This window comes from Brevibacillus sedimenti, assembly GCF_020923495.1.
GTDB classification, from domain to species: domain Bacteria; phylum Bacillota; class Bacilli; order Brevibacillales; family Brevibacillaceae; genus Brevibacillus; species Brevibacillus aydinogluensis.
In genome coordinates, this window is sequence record NZ_CP064048.1 from 3152515 (window position 1) to 3167567 (window position 15053).

16 protein-coding genes and 4 tRNA genes are annotated in these 15053 nt (G+C 54.2%); 3 read left to right on the top strand and 17 right to left on the bottom strand.

Translation table 11 applies throughout. The features are described from left to right. The first annotated feature begins 284 nt into the window (after positions 1 to 284). On the top strand, positions 285 to 1076 hold the full coding sequence (locus IRT44_RS15470; RefSeq protein ID WP_230076943.1) for a DUF2935 domain-containing protein: 792 nt from the start codon (positions 285 to 287) through the stop codon (positions 1074 to 1076). Between the two features lie 100 nt (positions 1077 to 1176). Here the strand turns inward: IRT44_RS15470 and IRT44_RS15475 are convergent, their stop codons facing one another. From IRT44_RS15475 to IRT44_RS15490, 4 genes are all read right to left on the bottom strand, one after another. Continuing rightward, positions 1177 to 1530: a YolD-like family protein gene (locus tag IRT44_RS15475; protein WP_212131938.1), complete on the bottom strand. Its 354-nt coding sequence runs from the start codon at positions 1528 to 1530 to the stop codon at positions 1177 to 1179. After that, positions 1515 to 1757, bottom strand: coding sequence for a LexA family transcriptional regulator (locus IRT44_RS15480; RefSeq protein ID WP_212131937.1), 243 nt, complete (start codon positions 1755 to 1757; stop codon positions 1515 to 1517). The genes IRT44_RS15475 and IRT44_RS15480 overlap by 16 nt, the downstream gene beginning before the upstream one ends. Further along, positions 1741 to 1962 carry a WYL domain-containing protein gene (locus tag IRT44_RS15485; protein WP_171564793.1) on the bottom strand — a complete coding sequence of 74 codons (222 nt, stop codon included), beginning with the start codon at positions 1960 to 1962 and terminating at the stop codon, positions 1741 to 1743. The genes IRT44_RS15480 and IRT44_RS15485 overlap by 17 nt, the downstream gene beginning before the upstream one ends. A gap of 168 nt (positions 1963 to 2130) precedes the next feature. Continuing rightward, on the bottom strand, positions 2131 to 3291 hold the full coding sequence (locus IRT44_RS15490; RefSeq protein WP_212131936.1) for an iron-containing alcohol dehydrogenase: 1161 nt from the start codon (positions 3289 to 3291) through the stop codon (positions 2131 to 2133). 228 nt (positions 3292 to 3519) lie between these two features. Between IRT44_RS15490 and IRT44_RS15495 the strand changes: the two genes are divergently transcribed. Further along, the gene (locus tag IRT44_RS15495; RefSeq protein WP_230076944.1) at positions 3520 to 3966 is read left to right on the top strand and encodes a hypothetical protein; all 447 of its coding nucleotides are present in this window, start codon (positions 3520 to 3522) and stop codon (positions 3964 to 3966) included. A gap of 1046 nt (positions 3967 to 5012) precedes the next feature. Here the strand turns inward: IRT44_RS15495 and IRT44_RS15500 are convergent. The 8 genes from IRT44_RS15500 to IRT44_RS15535 all read right to left on the bottom strand — a co-directional run bounded on the left by IRT44_RS15500 (position 5013) and on the right by IRT44_RS15535 (position 7403). Continuing rightward, positions 5013 to 5086: transfer RNA gene (locus tag IRT44_RS15500), tRNA-Gly, on the bottom strand. An 11-nt stretch (positions 5087 to 5097) separates the two neighbouring features. Continuing rightward, a tRNA-Leu gene (locus tag IRT44_RS15505) sits at positions 5098 to 5183 on the bottom strand. Positions 5184 to 5225: 42 nt separating this feature from the next. After that, positions 5226 to 5310, bottom strand: a tRNA-Tyr gene (locus IRT44_RS15510). A gap of 12 nt (positions 5311 to 5322) precedes the next feature. Beyond that, positions 5323 to 5398 (bottom strand) — tRNA-Thr (locus IRT44_RS15515). Between the two features lie 106 nt (positions 5399 to 5504). Further along, the gene (locus IRT44_RS15520) at positions 5505 to 5813 is read right to left on the bottom strand and encodes a hypothetical protein (RefSeq protein ID WP_171565013.1); all 309 of its coding nucleotides are present in this window, start codon (positions 5811 to 5813) and stop codon (positions 5505 to 5507) included. Positions 5814 to 5902: 89 nt separating this feature from the next. Beyond that, positions 5903 to 6469: a thioredoxin family protein gene (locus tag IRT44_RS15525; RefSeq protein WP_230076945.1), complete on the bottom strand. Its 567-nt coding sequence runs from the start codon at positions 6467 to 6469 to the stop codon at positions 5903 to 5905. A 205-nt stretch (positions 6470 to 6674) separates the two neighbouring features. Continuing rightward, positions 6675 to 6875 (bottom strand): hypothetical protein, encoded by a 201-nt coding sequence (locus tag IRT44_RS15530; RefSeq protein WP_212132502.1) that lies wholly within the window; start codon positions 6873 to 6875, stop codon positions 6675 to 6677. A 234-nt stretch (positions 6876 to 7109) separates the two neighbouring features. Beyond that, on the bottom strand, positions 7110 to 7403 hold the full coding sequence (locus tag IRT44_RS15535; protein WP_029099143.1) for an Mpo1-like protein: 294 nt from the start codon (positions 7401 to 7403) through the stop codon (positions 7110 to 7112). A 265-nt stretch (positions 7404 to 7668) separates the two neighbouring features. On the opposite strand from IRT44_RS15535, the gene IRT44_RS15540 reads away from it, so the two are divergent. Continuing rightward, entirely contained in the window at positions 7669 to 8835 is a 1167-nt protein-coding gene (locus IRT44_RS15540; RefSeq protein WP_230076946.1) for a CapA family protein, read from the top strand. A gap of 130 nt (positions 8836 to 8965) precedes the next feature. Here the strand turns inward: IRT44_RS15540 and IRT44_RS15545 are convergent, their stop codons facing one another. From IRT44_RS15545 to IRT44_RS15565, 5 genes are all read right to left on the bottom strand, one after another. Then, positions 8966 to 9508, bottom strand: a complete 543-nt coding sequence (locus tag IRT44_RS15545) for a TlpA family protein disulfide reductase (RefSeq protein WP_230076947.1) — start codon at positions 9506 to 9508, stop codon at positions 8966 to 8968. A gap of 13 nt (positions 9509 to 9521) precedes the next feature. Beyond that, positions 9522 to 10232, bottom strand: coding sequence for a cytochrome c biogenesis CcdA family protein (locus tag IRT44_RS15550; protein WP_171564762.1), 711 nt, complete (start codon positions 10230 to 10232; stop codon positions 9522 to 9524). A gap of 260 nt (positions 10233 to 10492) precedes the next feature. Further along, positions 10493 to 12010 carry a two-component system sensor histidine kinase NtrB gene (locus IRT44_RS15555; RefSeq protein ID WP_230076948.1) on the bottom strand — a complete coding sequence of 506 codons (1518 nt, stop codon included), beginning with the start codon at positions 12008 to 12010 and terminating at the stop codon, positions 10493 to 10495. Positions 12011 to 12147: 137 nt separating this feature from the next. Next, the gene (locus tag IRT44_RS15560) at positions 12148 to 13911 is read right to left on the bottom strand and encodes an aromatic amino acid hydroxylase (protein WP_230076949.1); all 1764 of its coding nucleotides are present in this window, start codon (positions 13909 to 13911) and stop codon (positions 12148 to 12150) included. Between the two features lie 178 nt (positions 13912 to 14089). After that, entirely contained in the window at positions 14090 to 14998 is a 909-nt protein-coding gene (locus tag IRT44_RS15565; protein WP_230076950.1) for a hypothetical protein, read from the bottom strand. Positions 14999 to 15053: the final 55 nt, after the last annotated feature.

The window sequence follows — 15053 nt, forward strand, 5'->3', positions numbered from 1 at the left end:
CTCTTTCGTCAAATGTGTTGCAAAATGTTAAGACGCCAATGAAATGGAAAAGTTCCGGTTGCCAGTTTCCAGCACAAAACATTTTTGGGCGTGAGCGTCCAAGTTCGCACTTTTTCAAAATGTAGGCGTAAGCCCAGTCCACGACCTGGGTATTGGCATAGAGATACATCGTACTTGCAAATACAAAGGAGTCGTCTGCGGATGCGAATCCACGCTGGGAACTGTCCATTCCCAGTGGCCAGGATTGCGCGAAGCGACACAAAAATGCATGGAGGAGTTACCGTATGGCAGATACATTTGTGAGTCGGTCGTTAGATGAAATCAGATTTTGGTCAAGAATCATGAAAGAACATTCCCTGTTCCTTAAATTGGGGTTTCGTTGTGACGATACCAAATTAATCGACGAAGCCAATCGGTTTTACAACATTTTTGAAGACATTGAAAATCAGGCCCATGCCTTCTCGCCGGATGCAGACCCGCAAAGAATTTTCGAATTTAACAATGTCGTTCACCATGCGGTTTGTCACATTTGGAAGTTCAAACGAAGAGTCCTTGACTTGATTATTCGCTGCAAGATTGGGGGAAATAATTTTCCCTTGTTGGTCGATCATATCAGCAGGGAAGCTGCCTATTTCATGAATCGATTAGAGCAATTAAATACGGGAACCCTTGATCCCTTGCCCGATGCCATCATTAATGAAAATGTATTTTTCCTCAGAATCATGGCAGACCACGCCAAATTTATCAACCACTTGCTTGATCCTTCCGAAAGAAAACTTGTCGAACAGGCTCGTGAGTTTAGCCATGACTTTGATCAACTCCTTTATCAAGCGATTGACCTCAACTCCATGCGGCCTCAGTCACAAACCCTTCCTCTCCTTGAACAATTTGTCGATCAAAATCGCGTTTCCGTACGTCAATTGCGCGACTTCAAGAAGACAGCACGTGAACTGATTGAGGCATGCAGAATAAAAAGCATAATCCCGCCGCTGCTCGCTGATCACGTATTCAGAGAAGCATCGCGCTTTCTCGAAATCCTGGATGCATTTGAGGTGGCTTTGTCCTCCTCGAAATAAAGAGAACGTCATATCGGTCTGTAAGATGATGAATCCACCCCCACCCCCATAATGGGGGTTTCAACATTTTACAACATTTGAACCAAGTGAGCTGTAGGAGTCAACCGGTGTACGATTTCGTCACACGCACGACATCCTCGATCTGAATCCACACAGAATCCCAATCACTGACCAGCAGGAACCGTCGTTCGTCAGCGTCAATCTGCTTTACGCTCCCCCATGCCGTTTCAAACACGCCGCGTCCTGCGGATATTTCCCGGAACCATGTAACGCTGATCGCGTAGTCGTACTGCGTAGCGTCATAGATACGAAAACAGTTTTCATCATAGTCGATCTCGTCAACAACCGGTCTCTCTGCAAGCCCTTCATCCGCGTTCACAGGCCCGCTTTCTGTTTTTTTCTCCGGCTGTACCATCCGCGCGGTTCTGAACCAATCTCCTATTTTCTGCCCCATCTAGATGTCTCCTTTCGTTCCCACGCTTCCAACAGCTTGATGTCGTTCGGGTGTGAGCGAACCCATTGGATGTACCCTTCCCGTGCCAAAATGGCCAGTACCTCCATGACACCGGCGCGGCTACGACCTGTTTTCACGCACAGTTCATCCACGTTCGGCGTTCGCCTGCGCCCAACAGAAAAGTTGGCGATGATGCGGAGCACCTTCCGTTCAATATCCTGCAGCACGCTGTTTCACCACTGGAACTGCAGCGAGGATGTTGTCAACGGAGAAGATGCGAAACGCCCGACGCGCAAAACAGTAGGCTTTTACACGCCCCCTGCTGATCTCATGAATTCGGACAGTTCGCTTCGACGTTCGCCCATGGCGATCCAGATAGATGATCTCGACTAGCTGACCGCTGTTCATATAGCGCTGCAGGTACCCGATCATCGTCATTCCTCCTGTATATACGAACATTTGTTTGTATTATATGCGAACATGAGGCGAACATGCAAGAAAAAATGCCCCACTGTCCGTGGAGCATGTGTTCGTTCACCATTGTCAGCCCATTGTGGTGATTGCGTCAGAAGTGCAGCGCTTCAATTGTTTCCGGCATTCTTACGACCGATACGCCTCCTCCAGAATGCGCAGGTAATCCTCCGCCGTAATCGTCCGCACATTGCTTGGCGTGGAGGCGTTTTGCACCGACAGCTCTACGATCCGCGGAAAGTCCTCTTCGCGCACACCCGGCAAGTCTTTCAGCTTTGGAATGTCCAGGCTGTGCGTAAAGGCCTCAATGCCGTCAATCAGCTTTTCGACAGCCAACTCGTCCGCGTCCGCATCGGCGGCAAACCCCATGTAACGCGCCAATCTGGCGTGCATCGGCTTGTTTTCCACTGCATTGAACCGAAGCACATGGGGCAAAAATACTGCATTCGCGACGCCGTGGGGCGTGTCGTAAAGCCCGCCGAGCGCTTCCGCCAGACAGTGCACAGCCGCGACATCCGCCGAGCCAAAACAGAGCCCCGCCAGCAGACTGCCCTCCAGCATGGCGGAACGGGCCTCTACATTTCGACCATCGGCATAAGCAGCCGGCAGTGCGGAGACAATCGTCTGCATCGCACGGGCGCCGAGGGCTTGCGAGATCGGATTGGTCACCTTGCAGGTATACCCCTCGATGGCGTGAACCAAGGCGTCGACGCCGGTGGCAGCGGTGACAGCGGGCGGAACACTGAGCGTCAAACTGGGATCAAGCACGGCCAGCGTTGGGCGCAAGGCGGCGTGTTTGAGCGTCATTTTTCGGTGCGTGGCCGACTCGGTAATGACTGCGGAGCGGGTCACTTCCGATCCCGTCCCGGCTGTAGTGGGAACGCAAATGATCGGGGCAATGTTTGCGTAGGGAAGCCGTCCGTCCGCGTAGTCGGCGGGAGTTCCGCCATTTGGTCCGCACAGCGCGATCGTTTTCCCCGTGTCCATGGCGCTTCCCCCGCCGATGGCCACCACCATGCTGGCACCTGTGTCACGGAATTGTTCTGCTCCCGCCAAGCATTCCGTATCCCGCGGATTTTGGCTGAGCGACGCAAACAGCGACACGGCAAAACCCGCTTCCTGCAGAGCTGTCTGGATCGGTTCAACCAGGCCCGCGCGGATCACGCCGGGGTCACTGACCAGCAATATGGACGAGCCGACCTGCAGGGAGTGCAGCAGTTCCGGCAGGTGGAGAGCCTTGCCCATCCCCATTTCAATACGCGTGGAGCAATTGTAGTGAAAGGCATTCATCCGGTTTCCCCCCGATTTTTACAAGCTTGTGACAGTACCATCATAACTGGCAGGAAAAACGGATTTCCACACAAAATTTGAAATATTCCACTTATTGAAGCGAACTAATATGTACAACGAGCAGAAGCCGCCATACGAAAATGTTGTTGCAATTTCTGCTGTTTACGTGACCAGCCAGACAATCTGTTCGTCATACGGTATGAACTCCAGTTCCCAGGGGGGCTAGCAGTGATAAAAAATGGATGGTATGTGATTACAGGTTCCTATTTTGTTACCCTATTCCTTGCATCATGGATGTACACTGCGATCACGAAGCTGCCGATTGACCAGCATCGAGATGTGTCAGGACTGGTTTTAGGATCAGTAATGGTAGTCATCCCATATATCGTCGGTGGTCTGTACGCAGGGATTGCTCATAAACGAGGGGCATCAAAAGCAGCTGTGTGGATCGGTATACTCCCTGCCATTGCGGAAAAGGTTCTGATTTTTCTGATCGGCATCTGCTATGTCATAATGGAAGGGAGCCCTGTCACATGGGAAAACGTCATGATGTTCGTCAGTGCCGAAGCCGTTCCCTATTTTACAAATGCGTACCTGTTGACATTCCCCTTGTCTGTTCTGGTATGTGTTGCGACAGCAGCGTGTGTTCATGTCGTAACGAGATCGAAGGGCTAATAAACGATGCTTCGGATACAAGGATGTGTCAGCAAAAAACCTGCCTTCGCTCAGGAGGCGGTTTTTCCTCTTACCAAAAAAACGTCGATTTCTCAAAGGTTTCATCTGGAGCGGGTGATGGAAATCGAACCTGCGCCGCCATGCAGAGAGTTGCTGCGGGAAGACCAATATTTTACAGATTAAACGAATTGGCATAATTAAGGCCAGAAAGGAGGTGAGTACGTGGGATGGTGAAAGGAGTAGGTACACCCGAAGCTAGCGGAAGAAAAAGTGAAAGCGGCGCTCCCGCCAAGGTAAACGCTGCAGGTGACTGGTGAGGCCCCCCACCATCCTAAGAATAGCATGAAGACAAGAAAAATAGACATCAGAAATCTGCGTTCCATCCGTGGAGTGTTAGGGTTCGCTGTTTTAGCCACATACTCGCCTGCTGCTCAGTGGTGGCAGAAAGCCATCCTGATTTACGTTGTGGCATATTTGTGGATAACAGCAGCATTGGGAAGAAGGGATTAAATAATTACAGATTAATTTGAACGACATCATGGGGTTGTCAGAGGTCTGCGAAATGACCGGCAAGTCCAAGAACTACATGAAGGAGTATCTGAGGCGTGGACAGTTCCCGCAGCCCGTCAAGGAGCTTGCTTGCGGACCGTTGTGGCTTCGGGAGCAAGTTCAAACATGGATGGACACGCCCCGGCTTCGCGGCAGAAGGAAGAAAGACGAGAGAGAATAAAAAATTCCCTCCACCGGTTTTTTCGGCAGAGGGCTTCTCTTATGACGGCTGCACCGCTCTTATATCGAACAAGGTGCTGACCTGAAGTCGCGGTACAAGAACATCTCGGTCATACAAAATACCAGACAACTGCAGATTTTAACGCTCACGTAACCAAAAAGGTGGCGCAGGAAACAACATCCAAACTCGACAAGTTTGACCCTTGCAAACAGCGAATAATTTGATTTTGTCAACAGTCCGTCACCACCCCCGCTTTCCCCCCTCAACATTCCCTTTCCAAAAAGCAAAAAACCCTTGATTTCTCAAGGGTTTCATATGGAGCGGGTGATGGGAATCGAACCCACGCCGCCAGCTTGGGAAGCTGGAGTTCTACCATTGAACTACACCCGCATCTGGGAGTATGGTGCCGGTGAAGGGACTTGAACCCCCACTCCATTGCTGGAAACGGATTTTGAGTCCGTCGCGTCTGCCATTCCGCCACACCGGCACGTCTGTATAATGTTATAACAGATTGGAAAGAAATCGTCAATGGTGGGGAGAGACGGATTCGAACCGCCGAACCCAGAGGGAGCAGATTTACAGTCTGCCGCGTTTAGCCACTTCGCTATCTCCCCATATAATGCCCGTGGTGCCGGCGATAGGAATCGAACCCACAACCCCCTGATTACAAGTCAGGTGCTCTACCAATTGAGCTACACCGGCAAATTTGCGTCCGCCTCCCATTTTTATCAAGAGTGAAAAAGGAGGTGACTCCATTAAATCTATCATAGTAAGTCATACATGTCAATAGGAAATTTCAGAGAAAGTTTCACTTCCCCTGCTCCTCGAGAATGCGTTTCGCCCATTCGTGGAATATTGGCAGTGCCTGCTCCACGTCGGGGAACACCTGCTCCGCTTCGCAGACGTAATCGGGGAAATTGGTGATGCGGTTCTTGCGGATGCGGACGCCGACCGATTCGCACTTGATTTCCAGAAAGTGCGGAACGGGTTCGTCCACGCCCCATTGATTCTCCATGAATTCATAGGTGCGCACCCATTCCAGAATGCGGATTTCCCCTGGCTTCAGGCGGAGTACCTGTTCCACAGACATAATCGTCTCATTTCCGTAGTAATGCAAGCTCGTCATCCCTTCTTCTGCACCTCCGGCCATGTATCGCGTCGGGCGTCTGGCCGGAGGAATTCCATACATCCGCTGTTGCTGCTTTCCTAGATCGAGGAAAGCAGTTCTTTCAGTTCTTTGACGATTACCGCCTGATAGCCCGTTCCCTCACCGTACTTCTCCAGCATCTCGGCGCGGGCAACCTTGATCTTTTCTTCGTAGTCCGGCGCGCTGCGGTCAGGGTTTTGCTGTTTGAAGGCGACCATTACCGCTTGGACGTGCTGCGGGCGCGGTCCCCATTTCCCCAGCACATGGCCGCCCGCGTCGGCAAAGATGGCGATGGGAATCGCTCTGCCGCCCATGGTGAGAAACTGGTCCATCAGATCGAGGTGCTGTTCCATCACCAGTACTTCCACGGGCATTTCCGTTTCCTCCAACGCGCGGAACAAGACGGGCACATTGCGCACGACGTCGCCGCACCAGTCGGCGGCCAAAATCAGGCAGCGCAAGTCGTCGCGGTGGCGCAGCGAGGCAAAAAATTGCCGATCCTCTTCGTTCGGCCAGGAAAATGCTTCATACCACCCGGCGAAGGCATCCTTATTTTTGCTCATGGTGTCCATGAACACCTGAGGCTTCAATCCGTTTCCAAATTTGTGGGCCACATTGACCGACATGGTTTCCCCTCCTCAATTCACTGTACCGTTCTAGCTTTCCACACAGCGGAACAAAAATCCTCTTTCTTCCCGCTCACAGCCTAACTCTCAGCTGCTATGGCCTCACCGGTGCCTGGGCTTGTCCCGCGCAAGGGACTCCAGACGTTGCATGTTTCCCAAAACCATCCTCAAAAACAAACAGCGCGGGTTCGCGCTGTCGTTTCCATCATGTCCGGGGAGCCGTCAGAATGCAGGGCACACCACGGCCCACCGCCCCCGGCCGCGACATCTTGTCGACGTACGCCATGCCTCGCGCACACGGCTGCTTGCACGCTTTACAGGTCTCGGCTGTGACGATTTTCAGATTCAACTGGTTGGGATGCTGCCGGGATTCCCGGTTCGTCTTTGCCTTTTTTGGTTTTGCCATCCGTTCTCCCTCCTCCGCTGGATCGGTTTATTGTATGAAGGAGAACAGCCCTGTTCCATGGGCACGGACACAAAGCGGAGACACCCGCCGGAATTTGGGCCGGGAGCGGAAAAGATGCGGCACGGTTTTGGTTCGCCCGGTGTCTCGCCATGACGGTGTCGGCACAAAACAGCCGGCGCGCAGCAAGCGCCTCCGGCCGTTCGTCATGGCCCCGGTCCGCTGTGGATTACCTCCTCACCGGTACGGCTGGCCGGTGAGAAACCCCCACAGTCGCTTCAGTATCCACCACGGTCCGATCAGCAGAAAGACGGGATTTTTCAGAAAGGAGGGAGGGTTCCCCTCAACGTAGTGGCCGACAAATTGGAAGATCCACCCGACGATGAACAGGCCGAGCGCCCACTTCCAGCTCCAGAAAAAGAGCGGCAGGGAAATGACGATCATGGGAATGCCGAACGCGTGGGTCAGCTTGTTGACGGGATGCTGGTGGTCGCGCTTGTACCGTTCCAAAAAGGACACCTTTTCCTCCATGTGAAAGACCTCCTTTTTTCAATATTCTAACACTTTGGAGTACTGCCTTTGAAGCCGTTCACTGCCGTATTTTCGCTGCTTTCCCACGACAGATCGCCCATTCGTCTCCCCATCTGGGCCTCATGACCGTCGCTCGTGAACGGAGGACTTGCGCATCATATTGGCTGTCATGGGCCGCTTTTCATGTGGGAGCCAAGCAAAGGATGGTATAATGAGGAAGTGTTTGCTGTCAGAGAAAAACCGTGATGTTACAGGTGGGAGAGCGATGAATCGGACCAGAACGGAACGGGTCAAGGCCGAAAAGAGGAAGAGACGGCGCAGACGCTTGTACATGTTGCTTAATGGCCTCGTACTCGGTGTGATGTTCTTTCTGTTCTTCGGGTTGTATCATATGGAGAATCTGCAGAGGGAGATTCCCCGGCAGAGCGGAAGCGGTCAAGTGGAACAAGCCGGCGAATCAACGGCAGGCAGCGATCCGACCGTCACGCTCAGCTTTGCGGGAGACACGATGATGTCCGGCCACGTGGAAACGAGGTTGAGGGAGAATGGCTTCGACTTTCCGTTTGTGCACGTTACATCGCTGTTTCAGCACGACGATGTTACCGTCGTCAATTTGGAAACACCCGTGACTACGCGCGGAACACCCGCTGCCAAGACCTATGTGTACAAGTCGCCCCCGGAAGCTGTACCGGCGATGAAAACAGCCGGGATTGACCTGGTCAACCTGGCGAACAACCATTCCATGGACCAGGGTGTGGAAGGCCTGCTTGACACGATGCGCGTACTGGATGAAAACGAGATCGCCTATGTCGGCGCCGGTGCGGATGCAGCCCGCGCATACGCCCCGGTGTTGGTCGAGCGACACGGCATCACCATCGCGTTCTTCGGCTTCAGTCGGGTTGTACCGGAAGTCAGTTGGTACGCCGGCAAAAACAAGCCGGGACTCGCCGTCTCGTACGACCCGGCCCGCGCTGTCGAGGCGATTCGCGCGGCACGTTCCAAAGCCGACCTCGTCGTCGTAATCGCCCATTGGGGCAAGGAAAAAGTGGACCTCCCTGTCGATCACCAAAAGGAACTGGCCCGTGCCTACATTGACGCCGGTGCAGATCTCGTCGTCGGCAGTCATCCGCACGTGCTGCAGGGGGTTGAATCGTATCATGGCAAGTGGATTGCGTACAGTTTGGGCAACTTCATTTTTACGCGTGCCGCAGAGCCGAAAACCTGGGAGACCATGGTGCTGCAGGCGACATGCACGAAACAGGGAGACTGCACTCTGAAGATGCTGCCGTACCACGCGGAGTTGGGACAGGCGGTGCCGATGAACGAGGCGGACGGCGCCCGCCTGCTCAAGCGGATCGAATCCATCTCCACCCATGTCAGGATCGATCCGGACGGCAGCGTGCATGGCGGGACTGCCCAGACGGCACAATGAACTGACGACCGGAAACACCACGCCCTGCGCTGACATACGGATCACAAAAAAGGAGCCGGAAATCCAGGCTCCTTTTCATGTACGTATCGAAACACTAACACGAAGAAAAAAACGCTGCACCTCGCAGCGGTCAGCGCTTCTCGGACAGCAGTTTGCGTACTTCCTGCTCCAGGACGGCCGCGTCAACCATGCCGATGATGGTTTTGCGGATGATTCCCTGCTGATCGATCAGAAATGTGGTGGGAAACGCCATAATCCGATAGCGGTTGGCCACTTCCCCTGTCTTGTCCATCGGCACGGGAAACGGCAGTTTGTATGTCTGCACAAAGTTTTTGGCGCCGTCCACGCTGTCTTCACTGGTCACGTTGATGGCGTACAGATCCACCTGCTGACCAAACTTTTGGTAGAACTTGCGCAGTTCCGGTGCTTCCATCTGGCACGGACCGCACCAGGAAGCCCAGAAATTCAGGATGAGCGGCTTATTACGCTTGCCGTTTAGCTGATACGTCTGGTTGTCCATCCCGATCAGCGTAAAATGGGGGGCTTCATAACCCTGTATCGGCTTTTGTTCCGCTTTCGGTTCCGCCATGACCGTCGGGCTTTGTCCCGCATGCGGCCAGAAGATCAGTCCGACGAAAAAGGCTACAAATAGTGCCGGCAGCAGTTTTTTCATCTCTTCACCTCGTTTAGAATCCGGTAAAGCCTCCATACAGTTGAATCAGGACGCGGGTAATTTCCGTCAACTTATCGGTATACAGCAGGATCCCGAACAGGATCATGGCTGCACCGCCCAGTTTCATCAGCCGGTCCGAGTACTTGACGATCGCTCCGACCTTACTGATGAAAAACGTCATGAGGAAGAACGGCAGGGCAAACCCCAGGGTGTAGGCCAGCGTGTAGGTCAGCGCACGCGTCGGATCGGTCACGCCCAGCACGAAGATCCCGGAGAGGATCGGACCCACACACGGCGTCCACCCCGCCGCATAGGTGATGCCGACCAGTATGGACCCAGTATACCCCAACGGGCGAGATTTTAAATCAATCTTCCACGTCCGCATCATCCAGTCCATTTGGAATACACCGAGCAGGACCAGCCCAATCACCGCCAGGAGAATGCCGCCCAGTTGGCGGATCAGGTCTTTTTTCTCGGCAAACAGATTGCCCAGCCAGGACGTGGACAGACCCAGTGCGACAAAGACGATGGAAAACCCGAGAATGAAAAACAACGTATGCAGCAACGCCTGCCGTTGAAAGACCGCCCTCCCCTTCTTCACCTCGTCCATGGTGATGCCGGTCACATAGGACAAAAACGAAGGGTAGAGCGGCAGACAGCATGGGGAAACAAAGGAAAGAAGCCCCGCGCCAAAAGCCAGCAATACGGAAAGATTTGCAGTCATAACTACCTCCGAGGACACCATTTTGTACTATTGTAACGGATGCAGTCCTTGTCCAAAAAGTGGATCGGGCACTTTGTCTTAAAAACGTTGGAATTTCGTTTACAGAAGATATATTATGGTAACTCGCTGTAACCAAAAGATCCCACTAACTAAAAAGAGACGAATGAAACAGTCATCCGTCTTTTTCTCAATTGATATGTATCTGTCCAACTGCGGGTCAATCAGCACGAGGGTTTGTGCCCGTTTTCTCTGCCGCTCGCTTACTGCATGGAAATCGGCAGCCGAACCTCAAACCGTGCCCCGCCCAACTGCGGCGAATTGTCGGCGAAGATCTCGCCGCCGTGATCGATGATGATCCGTTGCGTCGTGGACAGTCCCAGGCCCGTTCCATCCGGTTTGGTCGTGTAAAACGGCACGAACAGATTTTGCTTGACACTGTCGGACAAGCCCACGCCGTCATCCTCCACAATAATGACGACCTGATTGATCGACGCGTACGCCGACACCTGAACGACTGACCCTTTGGATGCCAGTGCCTCCAGCGCATTTTTCAGGATATTCAAAATCGCCTGTTTAATGCGCGCGCGGTAGCCGAAGACATGCCATTGTTCGCCGGACCAGTTCAGTTCCAACCGGATGCCCCGTCGGATTGACTCCGGTTCCAGCAGGCGAATCACGCCCAGCACTTCCTCCATCACCAAAAACCGTTCGGCTACGATCTTGTCGTCCCGGTAGCGGGCCAGGACAAGTACGTCGTTCAACAGCCCGTCGATCCGCTCGATTTCGGTCAAGATGACGGAAAAATACGATTGGTTTCCGTCTGTCTCCATCTGTTCCCGCAGCAGTTGAATAAACCCTTTGATCGAGGTCAGCGGGTTGCGGATTTCATGGGCCATGCCGGCAGCCAGCTGCCCTACGGCGGCGAGGGCTTCCCGCTTGGTCAGTTCCTCATCGTACCGCTTGCTCTCCGTAATGTTGCGCATCACGGCAATGGCTCCCTGCAGTTCCCCTTCGTGATAGATCGGGCTGGTGCTGACTGTTGTCCACTTGCCATTGTATTCCGCCACGTAGTGACCGGATTGGCCGCGCTCCACCACCCATTGCAGAAAGCGTTCACATTCGCGCGGGCGAAACGTTTCGTCGATCTGCTTGCCGATGATTTGCTCCCGCTCCACCGAGAGCAGATCTGCCAGGGCTTGGTTGGCTTCCACAATCCGCAGATCCTTGTCGATCATCAGCACGGCGATGTCTGTCGACTTCAAGATGAGCTGCACAAGTCCCTGTTCCGCCACTTCCGTAAACGGTTCACCTGCGGTAAGAGCGCTTTCAGGCTGGCGCATGTCCTCGCGCTCGGCCATTTGACAGGTTTGTACCACAGCGTCTATCAGCTTTTCGACATAACGAAACACGTCCATCTGCATTGAAGAAAATGAGGGCCATTCCGCGGGCGATTGCATCAACTGTTCCGCTTCTGCCTGCAGCTGCTCCACAATCACGTCACGTCCCAGCCGGATAAATTCCAGAATGCTGGCGAGCGGCACCCCCTGCTTGGCCTGTTTCAACGCAAACTCTCGCATCTGCTGTTCCAGCATCAACCCGTTCCCGGTTTCCAAAACATTCGCCAATCCCTTGATGAACTGCTCCAGCAGTGCCAGGGTGTGGGGGGCGTCTGCCTTGAATAGATCGGAGAGTTGGTCGTGGTTCAACAATAACGAATTCGCTTTGGCCGCCAGATCAGGGGCCAGATTGGTTACGCGCATAGCGACACGTTTTTTCACTTCCCACTGGCTCCTTCACGCTTGTTTCCATTTTTGGATGTTGCCCTACATTTCCTATTATCACCAAAAGATTGTCGCTGTGTAAAGCGGCGTGATGATCGGCTCGCACGATTCACGCCGCTGTAACCGCCGCAAAATTACGTTCCGATCAACAACAGGCCGTTATCGATCAACTGCGCCTGCTCCTCGCCTTTCTCGCGCAGCGCTTCCAATGCCAGGCGAAGCTGTGCCTGTTTGTCCGGGAGCAGGCCGCGTTTGTGGAGAACCTCCAGGATTTCCAGACGAATCAGCCAGTCGTCCGTATAGGCCTCGTCAACTTCCCGCAGCACTTCCGCCAGTACACGCTGCGCCGTCTCGGCAGCAGGTGCCTGTTCGCGAATGTCGCGCACCTGCTGATACAACCGATGCAGCCGTTTTTGCTCCGGACTGTACACCGGGCGTCTGGCGTTGACGGCCGAAGGCTTGTGCGTGCCGGTGGCAAACGCTTCGCGGTCTGCCGCTCCCGCAAAGACAGAGACGATTTTTTCGCCGACCGCCATGTCGTACGTCCCCCACTCGGACATAAACAGCGTTTTTCCCCGGTACGTGACGGTGCAGTTGTCAAATCCGATTAAGACGATCTTGCCGTTTTCCCGTCGAATGTACGCCACTTTGCCGACCACCTGGACACCGGAGGCAAAGGTCAGCGTGGTCGTCTGGTCCACGACGATTCCGTACGCCTCAAGCTGTCCGTCCGTAAACGCCTCCAGCGGGGTGGGTTCGCCGGCAAGCAAGCCGATCGGAGAGCCGAAGCCTTCTGCGTGATAGGTTTTGCCGTGGCCGGGAAGTTCCTTGTCACCCACGGCCAGCGCAGTCGGTCCCGTCGTCTTCAAGTAGACCGCTTCACCTCTGTCGTCAAATTCCAGCTCGCTGAGCACGCCGCTCACCTGCAGACCGGAACTGTATACGGAGGTGGACGTCTGCGGCATTTTGCTCGCCTTGATCAGGCTCTGTGTGCCGCCGACGGACATGGCCATCGTTTTGGCAAATTCCTGCACGGCTTCGATCAGCTCGTCAAAATCCCTGCAGACGAACAACTGCGGCTGCGGTTTGGTGATGTCGTAATCCGTTTCGATGCAGGCCTGAAGGGAAAACGGAATTTTTTTCACGTCGTCTTTCAGGCAGCTCATGCTCTCCCCTACCGATGACAGCAGGCCGGCACCGTAAATCTGCGGATTCTCCAGGTCGCCAATCAGCCCGTATTCCACCGTCCACCAGTAGAGACGGGCAAGCTGGTTGGCTTCAGATACTTCCTTGACCGCCTGCGCTTTTTGCTCCAATGCCAACTCCGCTGCCCGGATCTCCTCATCGGTGGACTCGGGATCCTCTTTGACGATCGACAGCAAGCGGATGGCCTCGTACAATTCGTAATCCTCGCGGGAGGACAGTGCGCGGGAACCGATTTCCCCGAATAATTTGAGGTAGGAACGGTACTTTTCGTCTTTGATGATCGGCGCGTGTCCCGCCGCCTCGTGGATGATGTCCGGTGCCGGCGTGTATGCGATGTGATCGTACTGGCGAATGTCGCAGGCGATGGGCAGGATGCCGTGCGCCTGGAAGTCAAAAAACGCCACGGCCGGAATAAAGCCGTTGATGGTAACGGCGCCCCAGCCGATCTGGGCCAGGCTTTCGTTCATCTCCCGGATGTTGGGGATGCGCTCCACGCTGATACCGGAAGTGCGCAGACCGTCCACGTAGGCGGCGTGGGCCTTCTTGCTGAGAAAACTGAGATTTTGCCGCATCACGTAGCGCCAGACGGCGTGGTCGACGGGCGTGTACCGCTCGTAATCCTGTTCCACTACAAACTCTCTGAGATGGACAGGCACCTGCACCAGAGAAAAATCGGATTCCACACGATTCATTCTCACAGCCTCCTCAACAGGTTTTTGTGAAAACGCTTTCTCGATCTATCATACCACGTCCCGGACCAAAATTGTGCAAAAAATGTTTATTGTTCAACTTATCTGGATAAGATCATCCGACTTCTATTTTCTTCCATTATACAACAAAAGCATAAATAATGAAAAAACCGCAGGACGCTTACTCGCGTCTGCGGTTGATCTGCTGTTCCAGCATGATGTCCACCAGCAGCAAATCTTGCAGTGGGTCCTTGGGATCAGTCGTCAACAGTGCCGAGACGGCCGCCATGGCGCAGCGGACGGCATGGTACGAGTAAAAGGCGTCCCGTTCTGCGTCGTTGGACAGCGACAGGTCGGACAACTCCTGGACCGGATAAGGAAAATCACTCTCCAGACCGGCTCTGTCCAGTACGATCAGGGCCTGTTTGATGGCGATCAGCGCGGCGCTGACGCTGATTCCGTATTCCTGGCGCAGTTCTTCCCACACCTGAAACGCTGAACGCTCCACCCGCTCCTGATTCGGCCGGATGATAATTCCTGTCTTTCGCCCTTCTTTCAGGAGCCAGTCGACAAAGATGTCATGGCGGGGCGGAAACGCATACACCTGCAGTTTCAGCTCCAATTCCGTGGGAAAGTCTTTGGCGAACCGGGCGTGGGCCAGTGACATTTCGTATCGGCGGGACGGGTGGCCGGGCACCGTGACAAACACTGTCTCCTGCCGGATGGCCGCGATCTGCAGTTTGGTCCGCGCCGGAATGCGCGCCTGAGGGGCCTTGTCCCGACGGATGTTGCCCGGAATCAATTCTGTGCCGAACTGATGGTACTCCAGCGGCGAATCGATCCAGGGGATTGGCTCGCGGGACTGAATTTCGTACAGACCGTTGAAGGTGATCCATTCCCCCGGACGGCGCTGGCTGCGAATCAGCACGGCGTGCCGCTCATCTTCCGGGACGATCTCTCCTGTCGTGCCCTCATCCGCGGGGAACAACCGCTTGAGCTCGACCAACACGCAATCGGTCAACTGCAACCTCTCCAGAAGCTCCCGCTTGCTGACCCATTCGTACCCGATCCGGTATATGCGATGTTTCATCATTTCCACCTCCTCGCCGCTTGGGAGGGCACTGTTTTGTTGGTTATTGTACGTT

Bases quoted from the DNA above. Each gene is read 5' to 3' on its own strand.
- IRT44_RS15470 (WP_230076943.1), top strand. From the start codon at position 285: ATGGCAGATACATTTGTGAGTCGGTCGTTAGATGAAATCAGATTTTGG.
- IRT44_RS15475 (WP_212131938.1), bottom strand. From the start codon at position 1,530: ATGGGGCAGAAAATAGGAGATTGGTTCAGAACCGCGCGGATGGTACAG.
- IRT44_RS15485 (WP_171564793.1), bottom strand. From the start codon at position 1,962: ATGATCGGGTACCTGCAGCGCTATATGAACAGCGGTCAGCTAGTCGAG.
- IRT44_RS15490 (WP_212131936.1), bottom strand. From the start codon at position 3,291: ATGAATGCCTTTCACTACAATTGCTCCACGCGTATTGAAATGGGGATG.
- IRT44_RS15525 (WP_230076945.1), bottom strand. From the start codon at position 6,469: ATGTCGGTCAATGTGGCCCACAAATTTGGAAACGGATTGAAGCCTCAG.
- IRT44_RS15530 (WP_212132502.1), bottom strand. From the start codon at position 6,875: ATGGCAAAACCAAAAAAGGCAAAGACGAACCGGGAATCCCGGCAGCAT.
- IRT44_RS15535 (WP_029099143.1), bottom strand. From the start codon at position 7,403: ATGGAGGAAAAGGTGTCCTTTTTGGAACGGTACAAGCGCGACCACCAG.
- IRT44_RS15540 (WP_230076946.1), top strand. From the start codon at position 7,669: ATGAATCGGACCAGAACGGAACGGGTCAAGGCCGAAAAGAGGAAGAGA.
- IRT44_RS15545 (WP_230076947.1), bottom strand. From the start codon at position 9,508: ATGAAAAAACTGCTGCCGGCACTATTTGTAGCCTTTTTCGTCGGACTG.
- IRT44_RS15550 (WP_171564762.1), bottom strand. From the start codon at position 10,232: ATGACTGCAAATCTTTCCGTATTGCTGGCTTTTGGCGCGGGGCTTCTT.
- IRT44_RS15560 (WP_230076949.1), bottom strand. From the start codon at position 13,911: ATGAATCGTGTGGAATCCGATTTTTCTCTGGTGCAGGTGCCTGTCCAT.
- IRT44_RS15565 (WP_230076950.1), bottom strand. From the start codon at position 14,998: ATGAAACATCGCATATACCGGATCGGGTACGAATGGGTCAGCAAGCGG.